Annotated in this window: 43 protein-coding genes; 42 read left to right on the forward strand and 1 reads right to left on the reverse strand. The window is 64.1% G+C overall.

Annotation, left to right across the window (positions count from 1 at the left end; all coding sequences use genetic code 11):
* The first annotated feature begins 121 nt into the window (after positions 1–121).
* The 7 genes from AB0876_RS03770 to AB0876_RS03800 are packed head-to-tail and all read left to right on the forward strand — an operon-like array spanning position 122 to position 3445.
* Positions 122–682 (forward strand): 3'-5' exoribonuclease domain-containing protein, encoded by a 561-nt coding sequence (locus AB0876_RS03770; protein ID WP_526041239.1) that lies wholly within the window; start codon positions 122–124, stop codon positions 680–682.
* On the forward strand, positions 679–1455 hold the full coding sequence (locus tag AB0876_RS03775; protein ID WP_526041240.1) for a hypothetical protein: 777 nt from the start codon (positions 679–681) through the stop codon (positions 1453–1455). Before AB0876_RS03770 ends, AB0876_RS03775 begins: the two co-directional genes overlap by 4 nt.
* Before the next feature lie 56 nt (positions 1456–1511).
* On the forward strand, positions 1512–1730 hold the full coding sequence (locus tag AB0876_RS03780; protein WP_418021518.1) for a hypothetical protein: 219 nt from the start codon (positions 1512–1514) through the stop codon (positions 1728–1730).
* On the forward strand, positions 1727–2422 hold the full coding sequence (locus AB0876_RS03785) for a hypothetical protein (protein WP_526041241.1): 696 nt from the start codon (positions 1727–1729) through the stop codon (positions 2420–2422). Before AB0876_RS03780 ends, AB0876_RS03785 begins: the two co-directional genes overlap by 4 nt.
* Positions 2419–2838, forward strand: coding sequence for a hypothetical protein (locus AB0876_RS03790; protein ID WP_526041242.1), 420 nt, complete (start codon positions 2419–2421; stop codon positions 2836–2838). The genes AB0876_RS03785 and AB0876_RS03790 overlap by 4 nt, the downstream gene beginning before the upstream one ends.
* Entirely contained in the window at positions 2835–3194 is a 360-nt protein-coding gene (locus AB0876_RS03795; protein ID WP_526041243.1) for a WhiB family transcriptional regulator, read from the forward strand. Before AB0876_RS03790 ends, AB0876_RS03795 begins: the two co-directional genes overlap by 4 nt.
* 23 nt (positions 3195–3217) lie before the next feature.
* A complete protein-coding gene (locus AB0876_RS03800) occupies positions 3218–3445 on the forward strand; it encodes a WhiB family transcriptional regulator (protein WP_448449160.1) in 228 nt (75 codons plus the stop codon).
* Between the two features lie 66 nt (positions 3446–3511).
* Here the strand turns inward: AB0876_RS03800 and AB0876_RS03805 are convergent, their stop codons facing one another.
* The gene (locus AB0876_RS03805) at positions 3512–3760 is read right to left on the reverse strand and encodes a hypothetical protein (RefSeq protein WP_526041244.1); all 249 of its coding nucleotides are present in this window, start codon (positions 3758–3760) and stop codon (positions 3512–3514) included.
* 107 nt (positions 3761–3867) lie between these two features.
* Between AB0876_RS03805 and AB0876_RS03810 the strand changes: the two genes are divergently transcribed.
* From AB0876_RS03810 to AB0876_RS03980, 35 genes are all read left to right on the forward strand, one after another.
* A complete protein-coding gene (locus tag AB0876_RS03810; RefSeq protein WP_526041245.1) occupies positions 3868–4761 on the forward strand; it encodes an AAA family ATPase in 894 nt (297 codons plus the stop codon).
* Between the two features lie 480 nt (positions 4762–5241).
* A complete protein-coding gene (locus tag AB0876_RS03815; protein ID WP_526041246.1) occupies positions 5242–5460 on the forward strand; it encodes a hypothetical protein in 219 nt (72 codons plus the stop codon).
* The gene (locus AB0876_RS03820) at positions 5460–6026 is read left to right on the forward strand and encodes a hypothetical protein (RefSeq protein ID WP_526041247.1); all 567 of its coding nucleotides are present in this window, start codon (positions 5460–5462) and stop codon (positions 6024–6026) included. Before AB0876_RS03815 ends, AB0876_RS03820 begins: the two co-directional genes overlap by 1 nt.
* A gap of 70 nt (positions 6027–6096) precedes the next feature.
* Positions 6097–7143: a DUF5131 family protein gene (locus AB0876_RS03825; protein ID WP_526041248.1), complete on the forward strand. Its 1047-nt coding sequence runs from the start codon at positions 6097–6099 to the stop codon at positions 7141–7143.
* Positions 7140–7334 (forward strand): hypothetical protein, encoded by a 195-nt coding sequence (locus tag AB0876_RS03830; RefSeq protein WP_526041249.1) that lies wholly within the window; start codon positions 7140–7142, stop codon positions 7332–7334. Before AB0876_RS03825 ends, AB0876_RS03830 begins: the two co-directional genes overlap by 4 nt.
* Positions 7335–8126: 792 nt before the next feature.
* Positions 8127–9014, forward strand: coding sequence for a hypothetical protein (locus AB0876_RS03835; RefSeq protein WP_526041250.1), 888 nt, complete (start codon positions 8127–8129; stop codon positions 9012–9014).
* A gap of 614 nt (positions 9015–9628) precedes the next feature.
* Positions 9629–9772 carry a hypothetical protein gene (locus AB0876_RS03840; RefSeq protein ID WP_526041251.1) on the forward strand — a complete coding sequence of 48 codons (144 nt, stop codon included), beginning with the start codon at positions 9629–9631 and terminating at the stop codon, positions 9770–9772.
* A complete protein-coding gene (locus AB0876_RS03845) occupies positions 9769–10119 on the forward strand; it encodes a hypothetical protein (protein ID WP_526041252.1) in 351 nt (116 codons plus the stop codon). Before AB0876_RS03840 ends, AB0876_RS03845 begins: the two co-directional genes overlap by 4 nt.
* Positions 10116–10352: a hypothetical protein gene (locus AB0876_RS03850; protein ID WP_526041253.1), complete on the forward strand. Its 237-nt coding sequence runs from the start codon at positions 10116–10118 to the stop codon at positions 10350–10352. The genes AB0876_RS03845 and AB0876_RS03850 overlap by 4 nt, the downstream gene beginning before the upstream one ends.
* On the forward strand, positions 10349–10570 hold the full coding sequence (locus tag AB0876_RS03855) for a hypothetical protein (protein WP_418020035.1): 222 nt from the start codon (positions 10349–10351) through the stop codon (positions 10568–10570). The genes AB0876_RS03850 and AB0876_RS03855 overlap by 4 nt, the downstream gene beginning before the upstream one ends.
* A 33-nt stretch (positions 10571–10603) precedes the next feature.
* Positions 10604–10882 (forward strand): hypothetical protein, encoded by a 279-nt coding sequence (locus AB0876_RS03860; RefSeq protein WP_526041254.1) that lies wholly within the window; start codon positions 10604–10606, stop codon positions 10880–10882.
* 127 nt (positions 10883–11009) lie between these two features.
* The gene (locus AB0876_RS03865; protein WP_526041255.1) at positions 11010–11678 is read left to right on the forward strand and encodes a DUF7341 domain-containing protein; all 669 of its coding nucleotides are present in this window, start codon (positions 11010–11012) and stop codon (positions 11676–11678) included.
* Positions 11679–11693: 15 nt separating this feature from the next.
* Positions 11694–11915 carry a hypothetical protein gene (locus tag AB0876_RS03870; protein ID WP_526041256.1) on the forward strand — a complete coding sequence of 74 codons (222 nt, stop codon included), beginning with the start codon at positions 11694–11696 and terminating at the stop codon, positions 11913–11915.
* A gap of 102 nt (positions 11916–12017) precedes the next feature.
* Positions 12018–12179, forward strand: coding sequence for a hypothetical protein (locus AB0876_RS03875; RefSeq protein ID WP_526041257.1), 162 nt, complete (start codon positions 12018–12020; stop codon positions 12177–12179).
* A gap of 74 nt (positions 12180–12253) precedes the next feature.
* The gene (locus AB0876_RS03880) at positions 12254–12790 is read left to right on the forward strand and encodes an NUMOD4 domain-containing protein (protein ID WP_526041258.1); all 537 of its coding nucleotides are present in this window, start codon (positions 12254–12256) and stop codon (positions 12788–12790) included.
* Positions 12787–12993, forward strand: a complete 207-nt coding sequence (locus tag AB0876_RS03885; protein WP_526041259.1) for a hypothetical protein — start codon at positions 12787–12789, stop codon at positions 12991–12993. The genes AB0876_RS03880 and AB0876_RS03885 overlap by 4 nt, the downstream gene beginning before the upstream one ends.
* The gene (locus AB0876_RS03890; RefSeq protein ID WP_526041260.1) at positions 12990–13448 is read left to right on the forward strand and encodes a hypothetical protein; all 459 of its coding nucleotides are present in this window, start codon (positions 12990–12992) and stop codon (positions 13446–13448) included. The genes AB0876_RS03885 and AB0876_RS03890 overlap by 4 nt, the downstream gene beginning before the upstream one ends.
* Positions 13445–13765, forward strand: coding sequence for a hypothetical protein (locus tag AB0876_RS03895; protein WP_526041261.1), 321 nt, complete (start codon positions 13445–13447; stop codon positions 13763–13765). The genes AB0876_RS03890 and AB0876_RS03895 overlap by 4 nt, the downstream gene beginning before the upstream one ends.
* A complete protein-coding gene (locus AB0876_RS03900) occupies positions 13765–14022 on the forward strand; it encodes a hypothetical protein (protein ID WP_526041262.1) in 258 nt (85 codons plus the stop codon). The genes AB0876_RS03895 and AB0876_RS03900 overlap by 1 nt, the downstream gene beginning before the upstream one ends.
* Positions 14003–14392, forward strand: a complete 390-nt coding sequence (locus AB0876_RS03905; RefSeq protein WP_526041263.1) for a hypothetical protein — start codon at positions 14003–14005, stop codon at positions 14390–14392. Before AB0876_RS03900 ends, AB0876_RS03905 begins: the two co-directional genes overlap by 20 nt.
* A complete protein-coding gene (locus AB0876_RS03910) occupies positions 14389–14841 on the forward strand; it encodes an AAA family ATPase (RefSeq protein WP_526041264.1) in 453 nt (150 codons plus the stop codon). Before AB0876_RS03905 ends, AB0876_RS03910 begins: the two co-directional genes overlap by 4 nt.
* A gap of 268 nt (positions 14842–15109) precedes the next feature.
* The gene (locus AB0876_RS03915) at positions 15110–15403 is read left to right on the forward strand and encodes a hypothetical protein (RefSeq protein ID WP_520452434.1); all 294 of its coding nucleotides are present in this window, start codon (positions 15110–15112) and stop codon (positions 15401–15403) included.
* 184 nt (positions 15404–15587) lie between these two features.
* The gene (locus AB0876_RS03920; RefSeq protein ID WP_526041265.1) at positions 15588–17054 is read left to right on the forward strand and encodes a terminase; all 1467 of its coding nucleotides are present in this window, start codon (positions 15588–15590) and stop codon (positions 17052–17054) included.
* 74 nt (positions 17055–17128) lie between these two features.
* Positions 17129–18493 carry a phage portal protein family protein gene (locus AB0876_RS03925; protein WP_526041469.1) on the forward strand — a complete coding sequence of 455 codons (1365 nt, stop codon included), beginning with the start codon at positions 17129–17131 and terminating at the stop codon, positions 18491–18493.
* Positions 18493–19713: a head maturation protease, ClpP-related gene (locus AB0876_RS03930; protein ID WP_526041266.1), complete on the forward strand. Its 1221-nt coding sequence runs from the start codon at positions 18493–18495 to the stop codon at positions 19711–19713. Before AB0876_RS03925 ends, AB0876_RS03930 begins: the two co-directional genes overlap by 1 nt.
* A 1-nt stretch (position 19714) precedes the next feature.
* Positions 19715–20083, forward strand: a complete 369-nt coding sequence (locus AB0876_RS03935) for a capsid cement protein (protein WP_526041267.1) — start codon at positions 19715–19717, stop codon at positions 20081–20083.
* Between the two features lie 32 nt (positions 20084–20115).
* Positions 20116–21057, forward strand: coding sequence for a phage major capsid protein (locus AB0876_RS03940; RefSeq protein WP_526041268.1), 942 nt, complete (start codon positions 20116–20118; stop codon positions 21055–21057).
* Positions 21057–21365 (forward strand): hypothetical protein, encoded by a 309-nt coding sequence (locus tag AB0876_RS03945; protein WP_526041269.1) that lies wholly within the window; start codon positions 21057–21059, stop codon positions 21363–21365. The genes AB0876_RS03940 and AB0876_RS03945 overlap by 1 nt, the downstream gene beginning before the upstream one ends.
* Positions 21366–21369: 4 nt before the next feature.
* On the forward strand, positions 21370–21732 hold the full coding sequence (locus AB0876_RS03950) for a hypothetical protein (RefSeq protein ID WP_526041270.1): 363 nt from the start codon (positions 21370–21372) through the stop codon (positions 21730–21732).
* A 68-nt stretch (positions 21733–21800) separates the two neighbouring features.
* Complete coding sequence (locus tag AB0876_RS03955; RefSeq protein ID WP_526041271.1) at positions 21801–22136, forward strand: hypothetical protein; 336 nt, start codon at positions 21801–21803, stop codon at positions 22134–22136.
* On the forward strand, positions 22136–22489 hold the full coding sequence (locus AB0876_RS03960) for an HK97 gp10 family phage protein (protein ID WP_526041272.1): 354 nt from the start codon (positions 22136–22138) through the stop codon (positions 22487–22489). Before AB0876_RS03955 ends, AB0876_RS03960 begins: the two co-directional genes overlap by 1 nt.
* Positions 22486–22902: a hypothetical protein gene (locus AB0876_RS03965; protein WP_526041273.1), complete on the forward strand. Its 417-nt coding sequence runs from the start codon at positions 22486–22488 to the stop codon at positions 22900–22902. The genes AB0876_RS03960 and AB0876_RS03965 overlap by 4 nt, the downstream gene beginning before the upstream one ends.
* Before the next feature lie 89 nt (positions 22903–22991).
* Positions 22992–24053 (forward strand): hypothetical protein, encoded by a 1062-nt coding sequence (locus AB0876_RS03970; protein WP_526041274.1) that lies wholly within the window; start codon positions 22992–22994, stop codon positions 24051–24053.
* A 90-nt stretch (positions 24054–24143) separates the two neighbouring features.
* Entirely contained in the window at positions 24144–24596 is a 453-nt protein-coding gene (locus AB0876_RS03975) for a hypothetical protein (RefSeq protein WP_526041275.1), read from the forward strand.
* 235 nt (positions 24597–24831) lie between these two features.
* Positions 24832–25023, forward strand: coding sequence for a hypothetical protein (locus AB0876_RS03980; RefSeq protein ID WP_526041276.1), 192 nt, complete (start codon positions 24832–24834; stop codon positions 25021–25023).
* Position 25024: the final 1 nt, after the last annotated feature.

The following is a 25024-nucleotide window of genomic DNA, read 5'->3' on the forward strand; positions in this document are numbered from 1 at the left end:
CCGTGATCCGTTGCGCCACTTGCACACATCCGCGTGCCGATCACTACGAGGGCGGGGCGTGTGGGCATCGGATCGCCCCGTCGATGCGGCCCTGCACATGCCGAAAGTTTGAGGAGAAGCAATGAGCCCGCGAAACATCTGCTACGACACCGAGTTCCTGGAAGACGGCTCGACTATCGAGCTGATCAGCATCGGCATCACCAGCGATGACCGGCGCGAGTACTACGCAGTGAATGCAGACGTGGACTTCAAGCGGGTCCGCGAGAACGACTGGCTCTGGGCCAACGTAGTGCCACACCTGCCAACGACAAAGAAGGTCTGGGACAACCCACAAGCTGGCCGCTTGGCTACGGACCTGGATCGGAAAAGCGCTCTAGTCAAGCCGAAATGGGTCATCGCCAACGAGGTCCGCGACTTCATCACCGCGCCGATAGCGGAGGGTGATTCACCTCGGCTGTGGGCGTACTACGGGGCGTACGACCACGTCGCCCTGGCCCAACTGTTCGGGCCGATGGTCGGGCTGCCTGAGGGCATTCCGATGTGGACTCACGAGCTGATGCAGCTGCTGGAGTCTGTCCCGGCTGACTTCAGAAAGCCGATACAGACCTCGGAGCATGACGCGTTGGCGGATGCCCGCTGGAACATGCGTCTACTGCAGAAACTTCTGGAGGCGACCGCATGAGCATCCTGACTGCTGTCGGTCGTGCGATCGGTGATGGCTTGACTCTTGCTGCCGAGATCCTGTGTCCGCGTGACCATACAGCGGAGGACAGGTTGCGGTCGTGGGAGGCGGCGGCGGTTGCGGTTGAGGATGAGATTTGCGACGAAGCCGAAGCCGATGAGGACTACCTGTTCACCACGACGTGGGCCGAATACAACGCCACGAAGTCTGACGAGTTTGAGTCCGTATCGCCTTGCCGCCGAAGCTTTCCGTGTGGACCGCCTGCATTGTGTGGGTGCTCCCAGGACTACGAGGCTCGCCGGTCTGATTCTTCTGCCGCCGTCAGCGCAGCGGCAGACCCGTCACCCACTGTCCCCAACGCTCACAGCGTGGTGGGTGGCGAAGGCTCCGGGGGTGCATCCGACATTCTGCAGTCGGCACCCCCGGAGCGCCCCGGCCATGACGACAGCTTCCTGATCGAGTGCACGTCACCGACGTGCAACTGCCACGGGGACCCGAACTACGCGCCCCGCGAGTCTGACCCCGGGGCGGTGTCCACACCTGCCCCGGGGGAAGCGAAGCAGTGCCAGTACGCGGATGCCGGTGGCTGCATCGACATCTACGCATGCACTGAATGCCCACCCATTGATCGGTCGGTGAGTGAGGACGACCTGGCCGCGCATCTGTACGCCGACTACATGGCCAGGCCGGTGGGTGAGTACTCGACGGTCTCCGACCTGACCGCCCTGTTCGCTCGGTCACTGCTCGCCGATTTCAACATCACCAAAAAGTAGGCCTCGCCGGATGCACCCCGGCGAGGCCAAGCATCACAACCCAAGAAAGGAAAGAAATGCCAAAACCCAGTATCACACACGCCGAGGAGTGGATGCGCGAATCCTACCTCGGTGGCCTGCCCGCCGAGCGGCGTTTACAGGCGCGCCTGAACGCCAATGTGACACCCGCTATGCCCACCACAGGCCTCGTCGTCGGGCGTCATTCCGCCGGCGTGCAGATCGATTCGGGCGACTACCAGGGCAGGCACCGTGCCGCGGAGGTAGCAGCAGCATGAGCATCACTCTGCAGACAAACGAACTGGTCCGCATCCTGAAAGAGGCGGCGCTCTTCGCCAACAGCAGCCCAGACATCCCCGTGATCAACGCAGTGCATGTCGAAGCACGCGGCGGGGAGCTGGTCGCAGTTGCGACCGACCGATTCGTGTTGGGCGCATCCAAGACTGAACTCGACGAACCGGGCCAGTTCCTCGCGGTGTTGTCGCTGCGGCAGGTCAAGACGATCACCCAACTGGCCGGGGCGGGCAAACAGTGCTTCTCGACGGTCGTGATCGACTCCGACGACAAGCAGGTGAGAGTCGCGTTCAGCAGCGGCGAAACCCTCACCCTGCCCGCTGAAGTGGAACGCGGCGCGCACACCAAATGGTTGAAGTTGTTGGAGTCGGTGCCGGATTGCGAGCCGTCGAAGGCGATGGACGTCAACCCGCAACTGGTGGCGAAGTTCGCCCGGCTGCAGGGCGCGCGGGCATCGCGGATGCGAATGCACTTCTTCGGGCACGCGAAGCCGATCAGGGTGTCGGTCGGTGACAGCTTCGTCGGTCTGGTCATGCCGGTGCGGATGCCAGACGAGGTGTCGATGGATTGGACGACACCGGAATGGCTTCGGGAGCCGCAGAAGCCCACCAGTGCCGCGAGGAAGCCGCGCGCGAAGAAGTCCACCAGCCGTTCGGCCGCAAAGGTGCCAGCATGAACGCCCCTCGACCGCGCCCCGTTTGGTGCCCGCACGACACCCGCAAGCTCGCTGAGGACGCGCAGCGGGTGGAACCGAAACCACGCCTCCGCGAATGGCTCTGGTGCCCGATCATCATTGCCGCCGCGATCCTGTCCGGGCTCATCACCGCACCAGACGCCAAAGCCGACGGCTACCTCTCACCCGGAGAAGCCGACTACGTCAACAACTACGGCTACATCATCTGCGACACCATCGCCACCCGCCCCACCGCAGCCGGAGTGTTGGGCGTCGTCAAAGGCGTCATGACCACCGGCGGATTCACCGCAGATAACGCCGTCGACGTGGTTAACGCCTCGGTTCAAGGCCAGTGTGATGAATGGTGGCCACTCCTGCAACGCATCGGCCGGCAAGCACGCGGGGAGATGACCGTATGAGCTACTGGCAAAGCTCGGCCGCCTGCGCCAACAAACCCGAACTGTTCTTCGTCGGTAACGGCAAACCCGTAGACGAAGCGAAAGCTATCTGCGCCCAATGCCCCGTCACCAGCGAGTGCCGCCGATGGGCGATCGACAACGGTGAACTGCACGGCGTGTGGGCCGGGATGACAGTCCCCGAGATCACCGAAGCCCGACGCGACCCCGTCACTGGACAACTGCGGCGCCGATGCGAGTGCGGCGAATGGGCAGCCGGAAAGTCACCCCACTGCGAACCGTGCCGCAAGTTGCACCGCGCCGCAGTAGTAGCCCGGTACGACAAGAAGCGCCGTGAAGATCAGCGGGTGACCGCATGACCATCCTAGGCGCAACACTCAAAATGGTTACCGGACAGGAGGACTGGGCTGACAGAGCGGCATGCACAGATTCCGACCCTGAAGCCTGGTTCCCCGAAAAAGGGCAGAACTGCGACTTCGCGAAACGCATCTGTAGGGGCTGCGAAGTCAGGGACGAATGCCTGGAATACGCACTCACGCACCGCGAAAGGCACGGGGTGTTCGGCGGCTACACGGAGAAGGAACGTCGGGCAATGCGGAGGCCGGCGTGATGGCCTACGAGTACGACCCCGAGGAGTGGCTGGCCCTCACTGGTCAGGGGGTGTCGGATGCCGAGGCTACCCAGGAGTGAACGCCGCACCTACACACCCCGCCTGGACTTTGAACGCCCCGCGGTGGAACGCCGCCGGGAAACGGTCACGGAGCTGCTGCATGACATCCCTGAGAACCTGTGGGATCAGCCAGCTTGTGACGGTCAAACACCCCGGCAGGTAGCCCAGCACATCGCTGAGGGTGAGGGCTGCCAGGGCTGCCGGTGCTGGCTCGACGAGATCCGCGCGTCCCAACCCTGCGCTCTGTGTGGTCACTACAAGTCCAGTCACGGCTACGGGCTGTCCCTGTACCCGTGCGGGGCATTCGAGGGCGACGACAAATGCGATTGCCCTGGCTACGAACCATCTGAGGAGGACGACGAATGACCCTCGCTTTCAAACCCGCCACCAGGGAAGCCTCCTACGCGCGGATCGCCCTGTCCGGGCCTTCGGGCGCCGGGAAGACGTACACGGCTCTGGCGTTGGCCACAGCCCTCGCGGACAAGGTCGCGGTGATCGACACCGAACGCGGTAGCGCATCAAAGTATGTGGGGCTGAACGGCTGGCAGTTCGACACCGTCCAACCCGATACCTTCTCGCCGCTGTCACTCGTCGATCTGCTCGGCCTGGCCGCCGGCAACGAGTACGGCTGCGTGATCATCGATTCCCTGTCGCACTACTGGATGGGTGTCGACGGGATGCTCGAACAAGCGGATCGAAGGGCTAAGGGCGGCAACAGCTTCTCTGGGTGGAAAGAGGTCCGCCCTGAGGAACGCCGCATGATCGACGCCCTGGTTGCCTACCCGGGGCACGTGATCGCCACGATGCGGTCCAAGACCGAGTTCGTGATCGAGGAGAACGAACGCGGGAAGAAGGTCCCCCGCAAGGTCGGACTCAAACCGGAGCAGCGCGACGGCGTGGAATACGAGTTTGACGTGGTCGGAGACATGGACCATGACAACACTCTGACCGTCGTCAAGTCCCGCATCCACACCCTGGCCAAGGCTGTGATTCCCATGCCCGGTGAAGAACTCGCCGTGCAGATCCGGGATTGGTTGTCGGACGGGGCGAAGGTCCCCACGGTTGCCGAGTACCGCAAGCAGGCGTTGGCGGCGACGACGCGGGAAGAGCTCAAGGTGTTGTTCGATGAGGCTGCCGGTCACCGGCTGGCTGTGGCGCCGACGGTGGATCGTGATGGGAACTCCACGGTGTTGGGGGATCTGATCGCCAACCTGGCCCGCGAGATGAAGCGGTCTGAAGCGCAGGCCGACGCATGAGGCGGGATACCGGGTTCAGCCCGGAAGTACAGGACATCATCGATACCCGTTCCGGCGGCCGATGCGAAGTATGCGGCGAGAAGCTGGCAGCCGAGCGGCATCACCGCCGTGCCCGAGGTGCTGGTGGGACACGGCGGGATTCAACCAATACTGCGGCGAACGCGCTGCATGTGTGCCGGGACTGCCACCGCCTGATCGAGTCTCACCGGTCACTGGCTATGCGGCTGGGCTGGTTGGTGTCTCAGTACATGGAGCCCATACAGGTGCCGGTGATCTATCGAGGCGTCTCGGTACGGCTGGATGAGCACGGTGGCGTGCATGAGCGGTGGGCCGTCGCGTGATCACCGTGAGTTGCGTTGAGTGTGCGCGCAAGATCGGCCGCCCCGTCCGATCCGAATACCCCGACCGCGACGGCGCTGCAGCGTTCATCCGGCGGCGCCACGCCCTTGTAGGGCACAGAGCAGACATCCAGGAGGAGCAATGAGCACTCTCGACGCGATCGAACGTGGGGCTGTGTTGGGCATTGTGTCGGCCGCCGATGAGGTGCTGGCCACCAAGCAACTCGCGGAACGGCAGACCCAGGCGCTCAACGCGGTTCGGGAACTGCACACCGAGTCGACCTACTGGAAGAACTGCAACGAATGCCATGACACCTGGCCGTGCCCAACCATCCGCGCGCTCGACGAGGCCGGCGCCTAATGCTCACCGATGACCAGGCCTGCCTGCTCTGGGCCCATTCCGGAGCATGGATGTTGGCCGCCACCATCGTCGACCCGGACTACGGCATCAGCAGCCTCAAGGCCCGAGCTGGTGGCAAGGCGTGGCCCGACGGTTCGCATCCGGAGTTGCAGTACAACCACACCCACACCGAGGCCAACGGGATCATCGGCTACACCGTCGACCGGGAAACGTGGGAGAACAACCCGCCTGTGGTGTCGGTGTCGTTCACCGTGATCCGCCGCTGGGTGGCCCAGGTGCCTGAGCCGGTCAAGACGGAGCTGCGGTTGCAGTTCGGTGCAATGGCCGACGAGCGGAACCGAGCCGAGAAGTGGTGCCGCTGCCCCTACGCGACCGAGGCCCCGAATCCGCATTCGGAGCCGTGCAAGCGGTACCACCCGACCGAGACTGAGGAACGGCAACGGCGTGACGTTATGGCGGGCCTCGATGAGCGGCAGGCCGAATGGGTGCGTCGCGCGCTGGGTCTGACCGGTAGCCAGTCGACCGAGATCGAAGGCCAGCTCGAACTGTTCGAGGTGGTGGCGTGAGCCCTGAGTTTGTGCGTTGGTGCCAGACCCAGCGCGCCCTGTACGGATCAATGTGGAGGAGCGGTAGGCGATGAGCGACAACACCGGAATTGAGTGGTGCGACGCCACGTGGAATCCCGTCACCGGCTGCACCGAGGTGTCGCCCGGCTGTGATCACTGCTACGCCAAGACATTTGCCGAACGGTGGCGCGGCACACCTGGGCACTACTTCGAGCACGGGTTCGACGTGCAGCTCCGACCGGAGAAGCTGGACCAGCCGCTCCGGTGGCGTAAGCCGCGCCGCATCTTCGTGAACAGCATGTCCGACCTGTTCCACGACGCTGTGCCCGACGAGTACATCGCCCGCGTCTGGGCAGTCATGGCGCTGGCGCCGCAGCACACATTCCAAGTGCTCACCAAACGGCACGCTCGAATGCGGAGTCTGCTCACATCGGATCGGTTCTGGCGCCTGGCGGACATCAGTCAGTCAAGTGCCGTTGCGCGCCGAGACCCGCAGGGAAATCCCACGCTGACGAACGTGTGGCTGGGCGTCTCCACCGAGAATCAGCAGTGGGCCGATATCCGCATCCCCGCGCTTCTCGACACCCCGGCCGCCGTCCGATTCATCAGCGCCGAACCACTTCTCGGGCCGATCGACCTGCGTCAGTCATTCGCGAAGTGGACACCGTCCATTGACCACCCAGCGTGGATGACTGCCGATAAGACGAAGGTGCCCGGCGGCGTCGAAGAAACGATGCGAGTGCGCGACGTACTGCACTGGGTGATCGTCGGCGGTGAATCCGGGCCCGGCGCCCGGCCGATGCATCCCGACTGGGCGCGGTCGCTGCGGGACCAGTGCGACCAGGCTGGCGTGCCGTTCCTGTTCAAGCAGTGGGGTGAGTGGGCCGTCGATTTCCCCAGTGGCACGCACCTTTTGCAGACGACCGGCCAACTGATCACACGCGCGTCCGGAACGGTGACCAACCCATACGGACACGGATCAGGGGTCCAGGATCTCGTCGACCGAGGACATCCCGGTTGGGTCCGCGTTCGCCGCGTTGGCAAGAAACAGGCGGGCCGCGTGCTCGACGGCCGTACCTGGGACCAATACCCCGAATCCTCGACGGTGTCAGCATGATGCGCCGACTCCTCAAACCTGTTGCCGTCCCGCTCGGCTGGGTCATCTGCGGCGCCATCAACGCGGCCATCTACAGCGCAGGCTGGCTGTGCATGCGATGGGACGACCTCACCGACGCAATCGAGTCGCGCCGTGCATCCCGGGCGTTGTGGCGTGAAGCCGACCAGTACCTGAAGGACGGTGCCAAATGAGCGCCTGCGAAGTCCTTGCCCGACACAAACTAACCGGCGTCACGAAGTTCAGCCACCGCGGCGGAAGCAGCTACGTCGAATGGCCCAAGTGCGGCTGCGGATGGTCTGACCACCCACGCCGGCACCCGCAGCACCTGTTGGACGTCCTGGCTGAGGCGGGCTACACGGTCACGCAGGCAGCCATATACGCCCCGAGTGGTCTTGACGAGTTCCACCCGGACACCACTAGGTGGACAGAGTGAGAAACTGCTCAATTTCCGGATGCGACGGACTCACGCGCGGTAAGGGAATGTGCCCGGCGCACCGAAGAAGAGCGCGCCTAGGTCAGGACATGTCTCGCCCCATCAAGCGCAGGCGCAAACCGAATGTCGCCTGCAAAGTCGATGGGTGCGAGACACCGTATGACACCAAGGGCTATTGCTTCGTGCACTTCCGCCGCTGGACGAAACACGGCGATCCGCTGATTGGTGGGATGCCAGAGGTCATCGGCTATTCGCACGCCCATCGTCGGGTTCGTGAGTGCCGAGGTAGATCCGCCGACCAAGCGTGTGAGCACTGCGGAAAGGCCGCCGACGAATGGGCATACAACCACAACGATCCAGACGAAAGGCTAGAGGAGCGTGAGGGCCTCACCTTCCTAGTGGAATACAGCGAGAACCCCGACTTCTACATCCCGCTCTGCACCTCATGTCACCGGGCTTTCGATTTCGAGTGGCGACGGGAGCGCGGTCAGTACCGCAAGCCGTGGGCATACGTGGTGTGCCCGACCTGCCTTCAGCCGAAGGGGCGGGCTTGCCGCACAAGAACTACCGGCGTTTTGTGCGATACCCATCGATCAAGGCTAAAGCTGGCCGCCACACGTGGGAGAAGGGTGGAGAGCGCCTAATGCCGTGGTTCTACGTCGATGACGGATTCTCCGATTCCAAACCCGTGATGGACATGCCGGCCCGCCACCGTCTCGCCGCGTGCGGACTCTGGGTGCTCGCCGGCTCATGGTCCGCGAAGGAAGAAACGGACGGCCTGGTGCCGGATTCCAAGCTGAAACAGCTCGGCGCCCGGGACTCGTTGATCGAAACTTTGACCGGATTCGGGCCAATGTCGGCTCCACTTTGGGATCAAGTCGAGGGCGGAGTTCAGTTCAAATCGTGGTCGAAGTGGCAACGAACACGAGCCGAATTGATCGAAAAACGTCGCGAGGCCGCCGAACGGCAGAGGCAAAGTCGGTCCCGAAAAGTCAAGGGCAGAAACGCTGTATCCAGCAATGATGACGAACTGTCACAGTGTGACTCACATGTGACAGACATCGAGTCGGATGCGCCTGTCACAGGGGCTGTCACGCGTGACCCTCACGCGCACGCGCGCAGACCCGACCCGACCCGACCCGACCCTTCTTCTTTGGTTGATTTGAGTGGGGGGGTTACGCAAGTAGCCGCAACCGGCCCCCGCCCCCAATGCCATGAGCACACGGAGAACTACGACGGCCCGTGCCGCAAGTGCAAGCGAAGGCGTCAGTGGGACGAGGCCAACAAGGGTGTCGTGGCGGCTGCGGAGGTGGATCGCAAGCGTGCGTTGAAGGCGCTGCGGGAGAACTGCCCTCGCTGCCACGGGACGAACACCTACGAGGACGAGACCGGCGTCCACACCTGCAATCCGCATGTCGAGGCGGTGCGTCATGCCTGAGTACGCAACCGGTCCAGGTCGCCACGGTCGCGGTCCTGTGATCGCTGCCTACGCGGAAACCGGGGCGATCGACGTGCATTGCCCGAACTGCCATGCGAAACCGGGGGATTGGTGTGTGCATGCGGATGGCACTCCACGCAAGATCCCCTGCCCACGCCGAATCCCACACACGGAGGTGACTGAATGAGCATCACAGACCGGACCAGCTTCAACGGAGACGCGTCAGAACCGACCTCGGGTACACACGGCCACCCCAAACCTGCACAGGGGCGCTCAGGCACCATTTCGTATCAGCGTCTACTGGCCATCGGGAACCTGATCCTGTTCAACGACGAACTCGACTCAGGAACACTCCCGGAGCCTCGCTGCAGTCGATGCGGTAGCGGCGTACCGACTTGCGCAGAGGTTGGCATTCCTCACGCCGAGGCTTGCAGAGGCTTCCGGGGCGACATGCCGCTGTGCTGGATGTGTGAGCGCGAGTTCCTCGCCGAAGTGCGGAATGACCAATGCGACTGCGACCCAACCGGCTACCACCACTGGAATTGCCGCACCACACCGATCTGGGCGCAGACAATCCGCGACCTGGACACCAACCCATGGACGGTGGTCAGCGCATGAGCCCGCGTTATTGCCGCAACTGCCTCCGACACGCCCGCACCGACACCATCCCAGCCACACAGATCGGCACCTACCCCATACCCGCATTCACCGTGTGCGGCTACTGCGGGTGGGCCACTGAAATCGAGGAGACCGCATGACCGACCGCATCGAAACCGTCATCGCCACGCAGTTCGCAGCCGACGAAGGCGACCCGAGCAACGTCGCAGAACGGCACCGGAACATGGCCAGAGGTGTCCTCGCAGCTCTCAAGTCGGCCCGGATAGCCGTCGTGGAACTGAAAGGCGAAGACGACGCCGAGGTTGACGCGCAAGAGTGGGCTACCAGTAGCGCGTTGTGCGCCCGTTACTTCGATGATTCACCCGGCCTGATCTACGTCTGGGATAAGGCGCACGCTTGGGACCACGGCGCCGACCCGATTACACCAACGCAGGCGCACGAGCTCGCCGTAGCACTGCTCTCTGCCGCTGCGGAGGCATCCCAATGACCACCATGACCGCCACTGCACACCGCACACCCATCGCCCAGCTCCAACAACGCGCCATCGCAGAACTCGCCAACAACCCCACCATCGTCACCTACCGGATGGTCGACGGAACCCCACACCTGCTGAACCTGTACGCCGAAATCCACCGCCGCATCAACTACGTGCTCGCCATGATCTGCGACTTGATCGGCGTACCTGACATCACCATCGACTGGTCGGAGGCATCCCAATGAGCGCCGACAACCCCTGGTACTTCGTGGACAAATACCCCAACGAATGCTGCGCCGAGACCAGCCGCAAAGGCGAATCGCAGCCCTGCGACAAACCCGCATACGCCGTAGCCATCGACACCGAGGATCACAGCTTCTGGCCCGTCTGCATCCACCACGCGCGAGGTGTGGCGTTGGTCAACCTCGCCGAGATCCTGGAGCACCGCCGTGAAGCTCGCTGACATTCACCACGCCCAAGCCGCGAGGAGCAACACATGAGCCTTCCAAAGCGCATCTACGACAAGATCGAGTTCCGCCACTCCACCGACCCCAACCGCACCGCGTGCTGGATGTGGACCGGCTACGCCCAGAACGGCTACCCGTCGGTGAGCCACAAAGGGCAAAACACCCCCACCAAAGTCGCCGTCTACGAGCTGCTGCGCCGACCAATCCCGGACGGGCACAGGCTACGACACACCTGCCCTCACAAGGCGTGCGTCAACCCGAACCACCTTGAACTCAAGCCCACGAATGGAAGCGGGGACCAGCAGTGAGCTTGCCGGATCACAAGGTCGACTGGGATCTCGTCCGCGAGGTCCGCCAAATGCAGGGCCGAATGCAGGAACTGGAGAAGCAAGTCAAAGAGCTGCAGAGGCTCGTGAGCGCGCAAGGGGACCAGCAGTGAGCCAACCCATCGAAACCGACGGCAACCTCCCCGCCGCCCGCAACAAACTCTCCAACGCCATCAGCGCGCTGATCGACCCGAAGCCACACACCGTCCGACGGGAATACGACGACGGCACCAGCGTCAACGTGGAATGGATCGACAGCCTCTACGACCAACTCTCTGATGCGGTCCCGGGCGGTCAGGGCAACGCATCCCGTGTCCCGCAATCGTCCCCACCGATGTGCATCGACGCCGTGGATCTGATGCGCAAGATCGAGTCTGCCACAGCGGAATGGGAACCACGCCCCAACATCGACGCCATCACGGATGCAGAACAAGCCATGCCCGTCATCCGCCTCCAGGCCGTGGAGCGCCGCACCTGGCGCCCACAAGACACCACACTCGTCGAGAACATCGCTGCGGAGATCGAATCCTGGGCCACGGAAATCCGATCCCTGTTGGATCCGGTGAAACGATGGACACTCCCCAACCCGTGCCCCGCCTGCGACACCGCCATCGTCTACAGGCGCAACTCAGCCAACGAAACCGTCCGCCAACCCGCCCTACAAATCGGGCCCGCCGGCTGCGTCTGCCAAAACTGCCACCACACATGGGCACCCGAATACTTCCAACACCTCGCCCAGGTCCTCGGCTACGAACTACCCAGCGGCGTCCTCGAATGACACACTGATGGAGCAATGAGCATGCAATGGACCCGAGTCAATCGCGAATTGGCGATCACCGACCGCCAACGGAGCGGCTACGCGTACCGCGTCCGCGAACTGGAGCACGGCGCGATCCTTTTCGCAGAAGGCCGCATCAGCGACGGCAAACCACCAACCCGCCGCGAAGAATGCGCCGACGTTACCGAAGCAATGCGTCTGGCCGAGAAATGGGAATCCGGCGTGGTTGATCCCTAGCCCGCGCAAACAACTGATATCGTGTCAGTCGGCACCAGTAGTGTGCCTTCAGCGCCCCGTGACTTAGCTCCGGGGCGTTTCGCATTTCCCGGGGAGGTGCCAATGTCGACCTTCGCGCAACCAAGAACCCTCACGCAACGCATCACCGACGCCAAACACACCCTCGACCAAACACGCAAAGACGGACACCAGCCCTACATCGAAGCCGCCGAACGCGTACTCAACGGTTTGATCGACCGGCTGATCGAAACCCGCAAGCGATAACCCCCACCTGCAAGTAAAGGCCCCGGCGGCTGCGCTAACAGCCCCGGGGTGTGGCCGACTGTTTAGGAGTCGACATGAGTGATGCTATCTGGCTGCCGCATCCGCTGTACACCGCGTACGAAGTCAGCAACGACGGGCGGATTCGCAGCATAGATCGCCTGGTCAAGGTCCACGGGTCGGAATACCACGCGGGCTCGGTCTGGTACGAGCCCCGCAAAGGCCGAGAGCTCAAGCAGCACCTAGCGAAGAACGGCTACATGACCTCAGTCGTCTCCGTCGCATCGAAACGCATCAACGTTCGAGTACATCGGATGGTTTGCGAGACGTTCCACGGCTTGCCCACGGAGGTCAGGCCGGACGTCCGGCATCTCAATGGTGTCAAGACGGACAATCGTGCCGAGAACCTCTGCTGGGGAACGAAGTCCGAGAACATGGTCGACAAGCAGCGACACGGAACGGACCGGCAGAAGAGTAAAACCCACTGCCCGCGAGGTCATGCACTTGCCGGCGACAACGTGTACAGACGTCAAGACCGGCCGAGTCACCGCGAGTGCTTTCGATGCAAGCGAGGCCGAGATGCTGCACGATCAAGTCGCAGGGAGAACCAGTGAAACGCACACTCGCCCACGCAATGCGACGAGCAGCACGGATGCTCATCCGGAAGTCCAACAAGCTGGATCCGCCGCACATCGGCCACGTGCACGTCGCCATCGGACGCTCGGTCGGCAATCAGTTCGCCGCCAACATCGCAGTGGCCGCAGCAGAGAAACGCCTAGCCAAGGCTCGCCGCGACCAAGCACGAGCGCTCGGATGACCAACCAGCCCGTCGTCGACCTCATCCGCGACAACCTGCCCCACCTCGTCCACCCCGGCGGCGACAAAGGCCCGATCCCACTCGCACTACCCATGTTCCGCAACTCAGCCATCCCCGCCGACCAAGCCAAACAAATGGCAACAGAAGCCGGCCTACCCAGCCTCGACGTCACCACACTGACCGCCGAAGCGATCGTGGCGCTACTAGAAGCCAACGACAAGACGGTCATCGACAACGCCGAGCTCAACCAACTCCGCGAAGCAGCAGCCGCCAACGAGACGCACCGCAACCGCCAAGTCACCTTCGGATGCACCTGCGGCACAGACCACGACCTCGTCACCGCCACCATCCGCGACTACGGCACCGACCGACCCAAACTCAACGGCCCACAATTCATACGGGCCTTCTCACAACTAAATCCCGAATGTTCAGCCCAACATCGGAGGAATGCATGAAGGTTGCCAAGCTCATCGATGCCTACACCGTCGCCATCACAGGCGGTGAGGAAGCGGGCATCGACGTCGGGGATGTCCTCGCAGTTGCGCGCGAGATCCTCGACCCTGAGACCGGCGAATCACTCGGCTGGCACGACCGGGTGCGCCTCGAAGTAACCGAGGCGCACCCGCGCTTCTGTGTTGCGCAGACATTCGACGTATTCGACAGGTTCGCGCCTCGGGCGGTTGTCTCAGTGGATATCGGAGACGATGTGCGTCTCGTGAGCTCACCCGGGCAAGAGCTGGTGGACCACAGCCGCGCGGTGATGGGACTCTGATGCCCAGCCTGCACATCGTCGTCAACGGCGAAACCTGGATGAACGGCGACCTCGGCGAATGGCAACAAAAACAACCAGAACAATTCGTCCAAGCCCTCAAGAACCCCCGCGCCGCACAACCCGGCATGATGCAACTTCTCACCGCCATGGGTGAATGCGTAGCCGGTAGCGCCGGCGAGTTCACGCTGAAGCGAACGAAGACCGGCCCTGATTCGTACAGCCTGGATCTGACCACTAATGCCGAGGCCCGGCCGTAAGGCCAACACCACAGACCGTGGCCTCGGCTGGAAACACCAACAACACGCCGAAGGGCTCCGACGCCGACACGTCGACGGCACCACCTGCTGGTGGTGCAGCCTGCCCATGTTCAAAGCCCCACTGCTCGCACGCAACTGGGACGGCAAGCAGCTCGCCGCAGACCACAGCCAAGCCCGAGCACTCGGCGGACAACGCGCAGACCGACTACTCCACGGTGACTGCAACAGCCAACGCCAAGACGGCCGGCACGACGCAAACCGCCCCGCAGCCATAGGCGTCCACCCATCCGAATGGACAGCGGCACTCGCCAAGGCTGGCATCACTGCCACAACCCTCACTGCGACCGACGAACTCGCAATGGACTGGTGATGCTCCACCTCGTCACCGGTCCACCAGCATCCGGCAAGTCCACCTGGGTCAAGCAGCACGCCAAGCCAGGTGACATCACCATCGACTACGACGCCATCGCCTCAGTGCTCACACCACCAGGCCACGACCCACACGACCCACCACAACACATCAAGGCAGTCACCAAGGCAGCACGAACAGCAGCCATCGACACAGCCCTGACCATGAGCCACGAGCACGACGTCTACGTCATCCACTCCATGCCCAGCCCAACACTCATCGCCCACTACCAAGCCCACGGCGCCAAGGTCCACACCATCGACCCCGGCCGCGACGTGGTCCTTGCCCGATGCAAAGCCGAACGACCATGGCGAATGGCACAAGCAGCCAAACTCTGGTACGACCAGCAAGCCGCCAGCAAACAACCCGAACGGGCCAGCAAACACGAGCAGGTGGTGATGGGATGGTGAACGTTAGCTGCACGCCATCACTGCAGGTCAGGGCCCTGCGGCACGATCATCGGCAACGCTCTGACCTGCGGAAACGCGGCCAGCGACCCCACCCCCCAAAAATATCCAGGTGGGGCCCGCTCCCTGACCCCCGGGGCACCGGTCAGTTTTTTTTCGATCCGGCCAAAACGAATCAGACCGCCGGCGGTGGCTGGTGACGGCGAAGGCGCCAGCAAACCCCGACGAGGACCCAGCAAACCCTGAGGCAACGACCGCGGGACAGCGGTTGATGACCGAGTTAGCCCGTGAGTCGGATCCGTATCCGTTGACGCTGATGATCATCGAGGCGTGTCGGATGGCCGATCGGTTGGAGCAGTTCGACGCACTTCTGTCGGGCAAGCAGGACGCGTGGATGCGGCTGCGGGTTCGCGACGAGGTGGTTGAGGTCCAGGTGGACAAGGTGCTTCAGGAGGCGAGACAGTGCGCGACGGTGTTTCGTCACTACCTAGCCGACATTCATCGGCAGCGTGCGGGGATTTCGACCGGGCCTGACGATGACAGCGACCCTCTCGACAAGTTCTAAGCGGCCGGCTTCGAAGCGTCCGCCGACACGGAAGTCGGATCGTGTGCAGTGGCCCGAGTGGGTGGGGTCCTGGCCGCGGCTGAAGGGCCGGCAGACACCAGAGTTTGAGTCGAAGCATCGGGGTGATGAGTCGGCGCAGGCGGATCGGTGCGGCAAGTTCGGGTTCGCGGTGGGGTTGCGGCCGATGCCGTGGCAGTGGCGTTCGATTCAGGCGATCACGTCGGTGCAGCCGCCGACGGATGAGGAGCTGGAGGACGCGGCCCGCGAGGGTCGGGCCCCGGTGAGCTTGTGGACGCACCGCGATGTGTGTATCGAATGCACTCGGCAGCAGGGCAAGACGCTGCTGATCGTGCTGTTGATTTTGTTTCACATGTTCGTGCTGCGGTCGGGTCGGATCATCTACACGGCGCAGCGGTGGTCGACGGCGTACGACGTGTTCAAGCGTGTGTGTGCGGTGATCGACCGGGTGCCGTGGCTGAAGTCGAGGCTGGCGGAGAAGCCGTCGAAGGCGGGTAACCGCGGTTCGATCAAGCTGAAGCATCCGCGTACCGGTGAGATCGTGTGTGAGGCCGAGTTCGGGCCTCGGTCGCAGGATTTCGGTCGTGGTTACACCGAGATCGATCTGCTGATCATCGATGAGGCGTACGACATCGATCCGGGTGAAGAGGCGAACCTGACGGGTGCGCAGTCGGCGGCGAAGAACCCGCAGACGATCTACATTTCGACAGCGCCCGTGGCTTCGGTGCATCCGAAGTGCCATACGTTGGCTGGCCTGCATCGGTTGGGACACAAGCTGGCCCCGGATCTGTACTACGCGATGTATGCGGCGCCCCGGGACGCCGATCGGACTGAGTCGAGTACGTGGGAGTTGGCGCAGCCGTCGTACGGGGTGGCCACGAATGAGCGTGAGATTCGTTCGAAGCAGCAGAAGGCCAAGACGGTTGAGCAGCGGGCGATTTTCGACGCTGACTACCTGGGGTGGGGCGATTACCCGCCCGATGAGGACGAGATCGGTTCGCCGATCCCCGAGGCGGTGTGGACCGACATGGCCAATCCTGGTGCGCGACTGACTGGCTCCCGGACCATCGCGGTACGGCAGTCGCGGGACAAGCGCATGTGGTCGATCGTGGCGGCGCAAACCATCGCTGATGGGACACGCATCCACGTTGAGGTGGGTCCGCTGCGGCGCGGGCATCACACCGAGGTCGCTGAGTATCTGATCACCAAGGTGACCGAGTGGAATCCGGTGGCGTTGGTGCTGGACCGCAAGAACGGCGCGATTGTGCTTGAGCCGCTGCTGATCGCCGCGGGGATCGAGCCGGTAGTGATGAACACCGCCGATATGGCCCTGTCGTTCAACGGGTTCTATTCGGACGCCCTCGCGGGGCTGTTGTCGCACAGTGATCAGCAGATCCTGAACGACGCGGTGGTGAGCGCGTCGTTGCGGGAGTTGCCTGGTGGTGACTCGCTGTGGGCCGAGGATGACGCCGGGGTGGCCATCCCGTTGGTGGGGGCGTCGATGGCGCACTGGGCAGTCCGAAAGTTTGGCGCGAAGGCCAAGGGGCCGACCGCGCGGCCGCGCACCGGCGCCGCGCGCAGCGAGAAACGCTCGCAGGATTCCGAATTCGACGCAATGACAGCCGCGTTCTAGCGAAAGGAGCGACGTTGGCACCGAAGACCGCCGCTCCGCGCACGGAGAAGGGCTATGTAGTCGCTCAGCCGGGGATGATGGGCTGGGCAGGGCCGCTCGATCAGTTCGAGCTGGTTCCGGAGCTGATGTGGCCGAACTCGGTGGCGACGTACACCAAGATGTGCCGGGAGGATGCCCGGATCGCGTCGGTTTTGCGCGCGGTGGGGTTGCCGATTCGCCGTACTGCGTGGCGGATTCGTCAGAACGGTGCGAGCGACGAGGCGACGGCGTTCGTTGCGAAGAATCTGGGTCTGCCGATCGAAGGCGCCGACTCTGATGCGCCGGCGGACCGCACCAAGGACCGGTTTTCGTGGGATAAGCACCTGCAGCAGGCGCTGACGGCGCTGCGCTATGGGCATTCAGTGTTTGAGCAGGTCTATCGCATCGAGGGCAGCGGCCGGAACGCGCGGGCGATGATCCGCAAGCTGGCCCCGCGGCCCCAGTCGTCGATCTCGTACTGGAATGTCGACCGCGACGGCGGCCTGGTGTCGGTGCAGCAGTGGCCGGCAGGGACTTTCAGCGCCCCGGGCATGTTGGTGATGGCGCCGACCTCGATGGGTGAGGCGATCAACGTAGATCGACTAGTTGTGTACGTGCACGAGCCGGACCCGGGCGTGTGGACCGGTAACAGTCTGCTGCGCCCGGCGTACAAGCACTGGAAGCTCAAGGACGAGCTGATGCGCATCGAGGCCGCCGCGGCGCGCCGGCATGGCATCGGTGTCCCAGTGATCACGGCCAACGAATCCGAGTCCGAAGATCAGGACCGCATCGATGAGCTGCAAGGCATCGCGTCGGCGTACCGCGGTGGCGAATCGGCCGGCCTGGCACTGACCGCGGGGGAGACATTCCTCATCGCCTCGCCGAGCGGGACGCCGATGGATCCGCGGCGGGCGATCGAATACCACGACCACCAGATGGCGCTGGTTGCGTTGGCGCACTTCCTGAATCTCGATGGGAAGGGCGGCAGCTACGCGCTCGCCAGCGTGCAGGCCGACACGTTCGTGCAGTCCGTGCAGACGGTGGCCGACGACATCCGCGATGTCGCCCAGGCGCACATCGTTGAAGACCTCATCGACCTCAATTTCAGCGTCGATGAAGCCGCGCCAATGCTGGTGTTCGACGAGATCGGCTCGCGGCAGGACGCCACCGCCGCGGCGCTGCAGATGCTCGTGAGTTCCGGTCTGCTGACCCCGGATCCGCGGCTGGAGGCGTTCATCCGGGCGGCCTCGGGCCTGCCTGGGCCCGACCCGGACGCCCCCGAACCTGAGCCTGAGCCCGACGAGACCGAAACCGGACCGGATGAGGCCCCCGCAGGGACGGTGGCCGTCGCCTCGCATACGCGGCGCCGGCCGAATTCGCCCAAGGCCAATGGCCAGAAGGGAGACCCGACGCTGTGGTGATGTCACCGAAGCCGTCCGATCGGCATCAGTGGTACAGCATTCGCAACGCGGCCAAGGCTGACGAAGGCCCCGCAGAACTGCTGATTTACGACGAAATTGACTCGTGGTTCGGCGTTTCCGCCGACCAGTTCGCGCGCGACCTCAAAGCGATCGACCGCGACGAGATCACCGTGCGCATAAACAGCCCCGGCGGCGCCGTGTTCGACGGCATCGCGATCCTCAACGCGCTGCGCGACCACAAGGCCAAGGTCACCGTCGTCGTGGACAGCCTCGCGGCCTCGATCGCCTCGGTGATCGCTATGGCCGGTGACGAGGTGGTGATGAATCGCAACAGCCAGATGATGCTGCACAACGCCTGGGCGGTCTGCGTAGGAGATTCGCGTGACATGCAGAAGGCCTCCGAGCGGCTCACCCGGCACAACGCGAACATCGCGGCGATCTACGCCGACCGCGCAGGCGGAACGGTCGACGACTGGCTGGCGGTCATGGCTGAAGAGACATGGCTGATGGCAGACGAGGCGGTCGCTGCCGGCCTCGCGGACCGTGTCGTCGAGCTGCCCGAGAAGGAAGCCAACTCGGCGGCCGCCCGGGCGTCGGTGTTCGACCTGTCGAAGTTCAAGTACTCCGGTCGCGAGTCGGCGCCAGCGCCGCGGATGCCGGTAGCCCGCACCAAGACCCCTCAGCCTGCCGAGGCCGAGGTTCACAGAGGAAAGGAGCCCATTGTGGCAACCCTGAATGAGGGCCTCGTGCAGAAGCTCGGCCTGGCGGCCGACGCTGACGACGAGACCATCCTGGCGGCGCTGGACGAGGCGCTGACCGAACGCGCCGACGGCACCGACGGTGAGGAAGCTGCACCGGTCGAGCCGACACTGGAGCAGGCCACCGCGCTTGTCACCCAGGCCGGCCTGGCAGTCGTCGACCGCGCCCAGTACGACGCCACCGTGGCCGCCGCGCAGGCGGGCGCCGAGGCTCGTGCCCAGCAGGTCCGCGAGGCCGATGAGCGTCTGGTTGATCAGGCCATCGCCGACGGCCGGATCGCCCCTGCCCGCCGCGATCACCACCTGCAGGCCCTCGCCGCAGACCGCGAAGGTCACACCGCGGTGCTGGCCGCGATCCCCGCCGGTGTCGTGCCACTGGCCCCCGTGGGCCACGGCGTGACGTCGGAGATCACCAACGAGGCCGACGCCCTCTACGCGTCGCTGTTCGGAAAGGACGCCTGACATGGCCGAGTTCGTTCCCATCTTCAAGCCGGGCCAGTCGTGGACCTCCACCACTTCGGCTGACGTCACTGCCGGGCAGGCTCTCGTGGTCACCGGGCAGGACACCGTCGCGGCCTCCTCGGCCGCAAATCCGTCGTTCGTCGGCATCGCCGCGTTCGACGCCAAGAGCGGAGAGAAGGTCACCGTGCTGTCCGGCGGTGGTGTGTACGAGCTGACGTCGACCGGCACCGTCAACGACGGTGACGCACTCACCACCGCGGCCAGCGGTGCAGTCACGGCGCTCGGCGCCGGGACCACCTACAGCCAGGTCATTGGTGTCGCACTCGCCGACGCCGCCTCCAACAAGGTCAAGGCGTTGCTGTTCCGCTGAGCGGGCGGCCGTAAAGGAAAGAGAGACAACAGATGTCCTACACCTACCCGCCCGTCGCGCCGACACTGTCGGGGGACGTGGTCACCATCAACCGGTTCCTGGCCAACCCCACTCTGGTGGCGCGTCGGCTGCGGACCATCGCAGAGCAGCGGTTCATCTCTGATGTGCTGCTGCAGGGCCGATTCCAGGTCTCCGGCGGCGCGGTGCTGTACGAGACCGGAGAATCGATCTACACCGACCGGCCGCCGAGCTCGGTGGCTCCGGGGTCGGAGTACCCCCAGACCCCGGTGTCGGGCGGTACCGCTTCGATCGCCAAGACGGTGAAGTGGGGCGAGGATGTGCCCATCACCGACGAGTCGATCAAGCGCCAGTTGATGAACCCCGTCGACCGGGCGTTTCTGAAGCTGGTCAACACCATGGTGAAGACTGTGGACTCGGTGTCGATGTCGGCGATCAGCTCGGCGGTCACCCAGTCCACTGCCGCAGCATCCACGTGGGCGACTGGTACGCCGGCCATTCTGCGTGATGTGCTGCGCGCCAAGGCCAACATCGCCGCGCTGAACGAGGGATTTGACCCGGACACCCTCGTCGTCGATGACCTGACCTACGCCAACATCATGTCCGATGAGAAGTTCTCGGCGTTGCTGCCGCGTGAGTCGGGCCAGTCGCCCGTCTACTCAGGCACATTCCCGGTGGTCGCAGGTCTGCGTGTCCTGCCGAGCCCGAACGTCCCCGGCGGCGGTACCACCAGTGCCATCGCCCTGGTGGTCGATTCCAAGCAGCTCGGCGGCATGGCCGACGAGAACATCGGCGGCCCCGGCTACGTGTCGGCCGGCGGTGTTGGCATCGAGGCCAAGGTGATCCGCGAGGATAAGACGGATAGCTGGCTCAGCCGGTGCCGTCGAGTCACCGTGCCGATCGTGCTGGAGCCCAAGGCCGCGTGGAAGATCACGGGCGTCGCGGCGGCGTCCTGATGAGCTATACCGTCATCGCTCCGCTGGTGCTGGCCGTCGATCAGGACGGCCAGACCCACCACGTGTACAAGGGCGGCGTCATCGACTGGCTGTCGGACGAGCAGGCTGCGCACTTCCTCGCGGAGGGGCTGGCGGTCGACAGCAACAAGGGGTCCGACGACGACTCCGATGACGACGGCAAGCCGGCTAAGGTCGCGACCAAGGCTGTCCTGGTCAACTGGCTCATGGAGCACGGCACCTACGACCGTGACGAGCTGGAAGATCAGACCAAGGATGAGCTCTGGGCGCTGATCGAGGCCACGGACTAGGCCAGTGGCCGATTTCCTGGACGCAGTGACGTTCGCCAACTGGGCCAAGAACCCCGCGTGGGCTACTGACCCGTTGGCGGCGTCGCTGCTGACCGTCGTCTCCGACTGGATCCGGGACCGCATTCCCGCCATCGCTGACGACGACCAGGCGGCGAAGGTCGTCACGTTCGAGGTGACCCGGGACGCCATGCTGTACGGCGAGTTCGGGCCTGTCACTTCGTTCACGAAGATCGTCGGGCATCGTCAGCAGACGGCGGCGATCGACCGGGCCGCGGTGGAGAAGTTCATCACCGATCGGCATAAGCGGATGCTCGGATTGCCGATCAAGGCGGCGCCGCGCGGGCACTTCCCGAAGTGTGACTACTGATGCGTCTCGGCGGTCAACGGGTCGGGATTGTTCGGGATGTCCCGGTGCTCGACGGCGCTGGACAGCCGGTGCTCGACGAGTTCAGGGTGCCGCAGACCAGCGAACTGACGGTGTGGGTGGACAACTGCCTGTTCGAAACCCAGTCGACGGCTGAGGATTCCACCGCGATCACGACCACGACGCGCGAGCAGGCGTGGTGTTTCATGCCGGTAGCTGGTGGCCAGGTCCCCGCGGTCGATGACGCGAACGCGCCCGCACCTATCTCGGTCGATGACTTCACCTCGGTGACGCGCCTGACCGAGAGAGGCCGGGCCTTCCAGATGATCGGCCCCGCCGTCCTCGAGATTGACCTCGATGGGCGTGAGGATCACGTGTTCTGCCTGTGCGAGAGGCGGCTCGGCTGATGGCCAAGAAGAAGAACGCGCTCGTGGAGCTCGGTGTGCCGCAGGCCGCGATCGATGAGGAGTTGCGTAAGTCGGCCGCGGTGAAGGCCGAGAAGAAGCGTGTGGCCCAGCAGATGGCTGACTATGCGAAGTCGATCTCTCCGGTCGACCACGGCGACTACGCCAAGGACTGGAAGGTCGACCAAGGCAAGGGGTTCGACGCGGAGACTCGGGTGGTCAACGAGAACTTTAAGGCCCACTGGATCGAAGACGGCACTGGCGGCAAAACGCCGACACCCGAGTATGCCGTGGGTGCGCGCACTGCCATCGCATTCGGTGGTACCGCCGAAGATGTGATCAACAGGCCAGAATGACCGCCCCTCTGTACCCGCTGACGGTCCCGAACGCGCAGGCGTTCATGCTGGCCCACCTCGCGCCGCTCGGGCCATGCGGACTGATCCGCAAAGAGATCGAGCCGGCACCGATCTTCCGTCAGGTGAACCGCATCGACGGTGCCGACGACCTGAATGAGCAGTGTGATCGGGCGATCCTGTCAGTGCACACCTTCGCCAAGGATCCGAGCGAAGCGATCCGACAGGGCGACATCACCCACCGCCGCATCCTGCTGCTCGACTCCGAACTGTTCGACGTGCCCATGGCCGGCGGGATCGTCAATGCCGACTGGCTCGACGTGCAGCAATACCCCGCGCTGCGGGACTACAAGGCCGACAACGTGTTCCGCGTGAAAGCGGTGTACGAGCTCAGCCTTTCCTACGTCATCGCCTGAGTGGCGGTGCGCGGCCGCGGCCGCATCTAGCCCATCTCCAAACTGCCGGATTGCTTTCCGGTTCATCACCGATCCGAAAGGAGCGTCAGATGACGCAACCCGCAACCGGCACGACCCCCTCGGCCGGTGGTTACCTCGATGTCGACAACCGGTTCCAGGGAGGTCACCGCACTGGCTTGATCGCGGTGTTCTTCCGCGACTTCCGTGGCCCCGACACCGACATCTCCCCGCACGACTCGAACGGTGACGTGAAGTTCTCGCCGCTCGCCCTCGACGGGAAGCTGCGCGACGACCTGCGCGCGTTCAAGCGCGTCAACGGCACCTGGGTGCCCAACGCCGACACCAACGAGGGCTGGATTCAGGCCGGCGCGTTCGGCGACGGCAACGGCCCTTCGCAGAAGCCGAACATCACCACCGACAAGCAGCGCATCGAGCAGTCCGCGTGGCCGTTCGAGCAGGAGGTCACCGAGCAGGAGGAGCCGTTCACCTTCCAGGCTCTGCAGAACCTGTGGCCTGGAATCATGCGGCTGCGCAACAACCTTCCCCTGTCGGACTCCAACGGCAACCTGCTGGTGGAAACCCCCGGCCAGGCCAACTTCGGCGTCAGCCAGAAGCTGGAACCGGGCGGCCCCGCCCGCCAGTTCCTGCTGTACGGCATCCGCAAGCGCGAAGGCCGCTACGTCTACGAGGTGGACGGCTACGACTGCGCGCGGCTGTCGAACATCGGTGAGCGGAAGTTCGGCAAGAAGGGCACCGCGGCGGAGCTGACGTTCGACCCGGAGCCGTCGGGCTACTTCATGGCCATGGTGGATGGGGAGTACATCCCGATCATCAAGCACACCTGGGTCGGTGGCGACGCCTGGGCCCAGTTGGGCGTCCCGGTTCCCGCGGCCTACGACGTTGGCGTTGGTGCAGCTTCCGCTGGCACGTTCACCCTGACGTTCCGCGGCAACACCACCGCCGGCATCGCCTACAACGCCACATCCTCGGCGGTGAAGACGGCGCTGGTGGCCCTGGACGACGGGTTCACCGCGGCGGATTGGACCGTCACCGGCTCGGCTCCGTCGTGGGAGGTGACCACCCCGGGCGGTGCACTGACTGGCTCCGGATCCGGCCTGACCGGCGGCACCTTCACGGTCGCGCCGGCCTAACAGACCTCGCGGGGTGGGAGATGGGCTACTCCCGCCCCGCGAGCTCCACCCACCTAGCCCGAAAGCCCATAGCCCGAAAGGAAATAGCCCATGTCGGACACCGACGAAAACACACCCGAATCCAAGCACCCCGTTAAGCCGAGGCAGGCCCGAGATCAGGCCACCGAATACCTCGGCTTCATGGGCAGCGAGATCTACGACCTCGGCGACGGCGAGACGTGGGAATTGCCCAATCCGCAGTTCATGCCCCCGGACATGGAGGAGCGGTACAACGAGCACCTGCTGTTCATGGCCGAGGAGCTCGACACCGAGGATCGCAAGGACCCCATCACCGGTGAGACGCGGCCCGTGCAGCTCTATCCGCTGCGCAAGGACGGCAAGCTGATCAACGACAAAGAGCTGCTGTGCATCGCGCTGATGGGGGAGCCGACGTACAAGAAGTTCCTCGCCGCTGGCGGTGTGCCCGGGCAGATCAGCACTGCGTGGCAGATGATGAACCGACAGTTCCAGGAGCGACTGAGACAAGACTCGAAAAGTCGTTGAGGCAACGGCACTTTGGTGCCGTTACCCCGACGAAATCGCGAACGGTCTGCTCGCCCACTATCACGGCGTAGACATCAGGCAGTGGCACCGTGGTGACCGCGACGAATATGGCTGCCTCAAGCTTTCAAGTCGACTGCTACTCAGCCTGATTCGCGGCTTCCCTGAAGAGTCGGAATTCAAGACCAATGCCGGCGCCCCGTTCGGGCGTGACGGCGACTGGTCGATCCTCAAGAAGATGACCGCCGCGCACCACAACGAGTTCGCGGCATATCGGGCGTCCAAGTATGCGGGCACCGAACACGAATACGAGTACACGGTGTTCCTGTCGCCCGGTGAGGCGCGGGAGCGCGCCGAAGAGGCTCAGGCCGAAGAGGACTTCTACGACGACGAGATCGAGAAGTTGGCGGCCGAATTCGGCGACACATAGA

Origin of the sequence: Mycobacterium sp. NPDC049093, assembly GCF_040704635.1 — a bacterium.
Taxonomy (GTDB): Bacteria; Actinomycetota; Actinomycetes; order Mycobacteriales; family Mycobacteriaceae; genus Mycobacterium.

Bases quoted from the DNA above. Each gene is read 5' to 3' on its own strand.
- AB0876_RS03770 (WP_526041239.1), top strand. From the start codon at position 122: ATGAGCCCGCGAAACATCTGCTACGACACCGAGTTCCTGGAAGACGGC.
- AB0876_RS03775 (WP_526041240.1), top strand. From the start codon at position 679: ATGAGCATCCTGACTGCTGTCGGTCGTGCGATCGGTGATGGCTTGACT.
- AB0876_RS03780 (WP_418021518.1), top strand. From the start codon at position 1,512: ATGCCAAAACCCAGTATCACACACGCCGAGGAGTGGATGCGCGAATCC.
- AB0876_RS03785 (WP_526041241.1), top strand. From the start codon at position 1,727: ATGAGCATCACTCTGCAGACAAACGAACTGGTCCGCATCCTGAAAGAG.
- AB0876_RS03790 (WP_526041242.1), top strand. From the start codon at position 2,419: ATGAACGCCCCTCGACCGCGCCCCGTTTGGTGCCCGCACGACACCCGC.
- AB0876_RS03795 (WP_526041243.1), top strand. From the start codon at position 2,835: ATGAGCTACTGGCAAAGCTCGGCCGCCTGCGCCAACAAACCCGAACTG.
- AB0876_RS03800 (WP_448449160.1), top strand. From the start codon at position 3,218: ATGGTTACCGGACAGGAGGACTGGGCTGACAGAGCGGCATGCACAGAT.
- AB0876_RS03810 (WP_526041245.1), top strand. From the start codon at position 3,868: ATGACCCTCGCTTTCAAACCCGCCACCAGGGAAGCCTCCTACGCGCGG.
- AB0876_RS03815 (WP_526041246.1), top strand. From the start codon at position 5,242: ATGAGCACTCTCGACGCGATCGAACGTGGGGCTGTGTTGGGCATTGTG.
- AB0876_RS03820 (WP_526041247.1), top strand. From the start codon at position 5,460: ATGCTCACCGATGACCAGGCCTGCCTGCTCTGGGCCCATTCCGGAGCA.
- AB0876_RS03825 (WP_526041248.1), top strand. From the start codon at position 6,097: ATGAGCGACAACACCGGAATTGAGTGGTGCGACGCCACGTGGAATCCC.
- AB0876_RS03830 (WP_526041249.1), top strand. From the start codon at position 7,140: ATGATGCGCCGACTCCTCAAACCTGTTGCCGTCCCGCTCGGCTGGGTC.
- AB0876_RS03840 (WP_526041251.1), top strand. From the start codon at position 9,629: ATGAGCCCGCGTTATTGCCGCAACTGCCTCCGACACGCCCGCACCGAC.
- AB0876_RS03845 (WP_526041252.1), top strand. From the start codon at position 9,769: ATGACCGACCGCATCGAAACCGTCATCGCCACGCAGTTCGCAGCCGAC.
- AB0876_RS03850 (WP_526041253.1), top strand. From the start codon at position 10,116: ATGACCACCATGACCGCCACTGCACACCGCACACCCATCGCCCAGCTC.
- AB0876_RS03855 (WP_418020035.1), top strand. From the start codon at position 10,349: ATGAGCGCCGACAACCCCTGGTACTTCGTGGACAAATACCCCAACGAA.
- AB0876_RS03860 (WP_526041254.1), top strand. From the start codon at position 10,604: ATGAGCCTTCCAAAGCGCATCTACGACAAGATCGAGTTCCGCCACTCC.
- AB0876_RS03870 (WP_526041256.1), top strand. From the start codon at position 11,694: ATGAGCATGCAATGGACCCGAGTCAATCGCGAATTGGCGATCACCGAC.
- AB0876_RS03875 (WP_526041257.1), top strand. From the start codon at position 12,018: ATGTCGACCTTCGCGCAACCAAGAACCCTCACGCAACGCATCACCGAC.
- AB0876_RS03880 (WP_526041258.1), top strand. From the start codon at position 12,254: ATGAGTGATGCTATCTGGCTGCCGCATCCGCTGTACACCGCGTACGAA.
- AB0876_RS03890 (WP_526041260.1), top strand. From the start codon at position 12,990: ATGACCAACCAGCCCGTCGTCGACCTCATCCGCGACAACCTGCCCCAC.
- AB0876_RS03895 (WP_526041261.1), top strand. From the start codon at position 13,445: ATGAAGGTTGCCAAGCTCATCGATGCCTACACCGTCGCCATCACAGGC.
- AB0876_RS03900 (WP_526041262.1), top strand. From the start codon at position 13,765: ATGCCCAGCCTGCACATCGTCGTCAACGGCGAAACCTGGATGAACGGC.
- AB0876_RS03905 (WP_526041263.1), top strand. From the start codon at position 14,003: ATGCCGAGGCCCGGCCGTAAGGCCAACACCACAGACCGTGGCCTCGGC.
- AB0876_RS03915 (WP_520452434.1), top strand. From the start codon at position 15,110: ATGACCGAGTTAGCCCGTGAGTCGGATCCGTATCCGTTGACGCTGATG.
- AB0876_RS03920 (WP_526041265.1), top strand. From the start codon at position 15,588: ATGCCGTGGCAGTGGCGTTCGATTCAGGCGATCACGTCGGTGCAGCCG.
- AB0876_RS03925 (WP_526041469.1), top strand. From the start codon at position 17,129: ATGATGGGCTGGGCAGGGCCGCTCGATCAGTTCGAGCTGGTTCCGGAG.
- AB0876_RS03930 (WP_526041266.1), top strand. From the start codon at position 18,493: ATGTCACCGAAGCCGTCCGATCGGCATCAGTGGTACAGCATTCGCAAC.
- AB0876_RS03935 (WP_526041267.1), top strand. From the start codon at position 19,715: ATGGCCGAGTTCGTTCCCATCTTCAAGCCGGGCCAGTCGTGGACCTCC.
- AB0876_RS03940 (WP_526041268.1), top strand. From the start codon at position 20,116: ATGTCCTACACCTACCCGCCCGTCGCGCCGACACTGTCGGGGGACGTG.
- AB0876_RS03945 (WP_526041269.1), top strand. From the start codon at position 21,057: ATGAGCTATACCGTCATCGCTCCGCTGGTGCTGGCCGTCGATCAGGAC.
- AB0876_RS03960 (WP_526041272.1), top strand. From the start codon at position 22,136: ATGGCCAAGAAGAAGAACGCGCTCGTGGAGCTCGGTGTGCCGCAGGCC.
- AB0876_RS03965 (WP_526041273.1), top strand. From the start codon at position 22,486: ATGACCGCCCCTCTGTACCCGCTGACGGTCCCGAACGCGCAGGCGTTC.
- AB0876_RS03970 (WP_526041274.1), top strand. From the start codon at position 22,992: ATGACGCAACCCGCAACCGGCACGACCCCCTCGGCCGGTGGTTACCTC.
- AB0876_RS03975 (WP_526041275.1), top strand. From the start codon at position 24,144: ATGTCGGACACCGACGAAAACACACCCGAATCCAAGCACCCCGTTAAG.
- AB0876_RS03980 (WP_526041276.1), top strand. From the start codon at position 24,832: ATGACCGCCGCGCACCACAACGAGTTCGCGGCATATCGGGCGTCCAAG.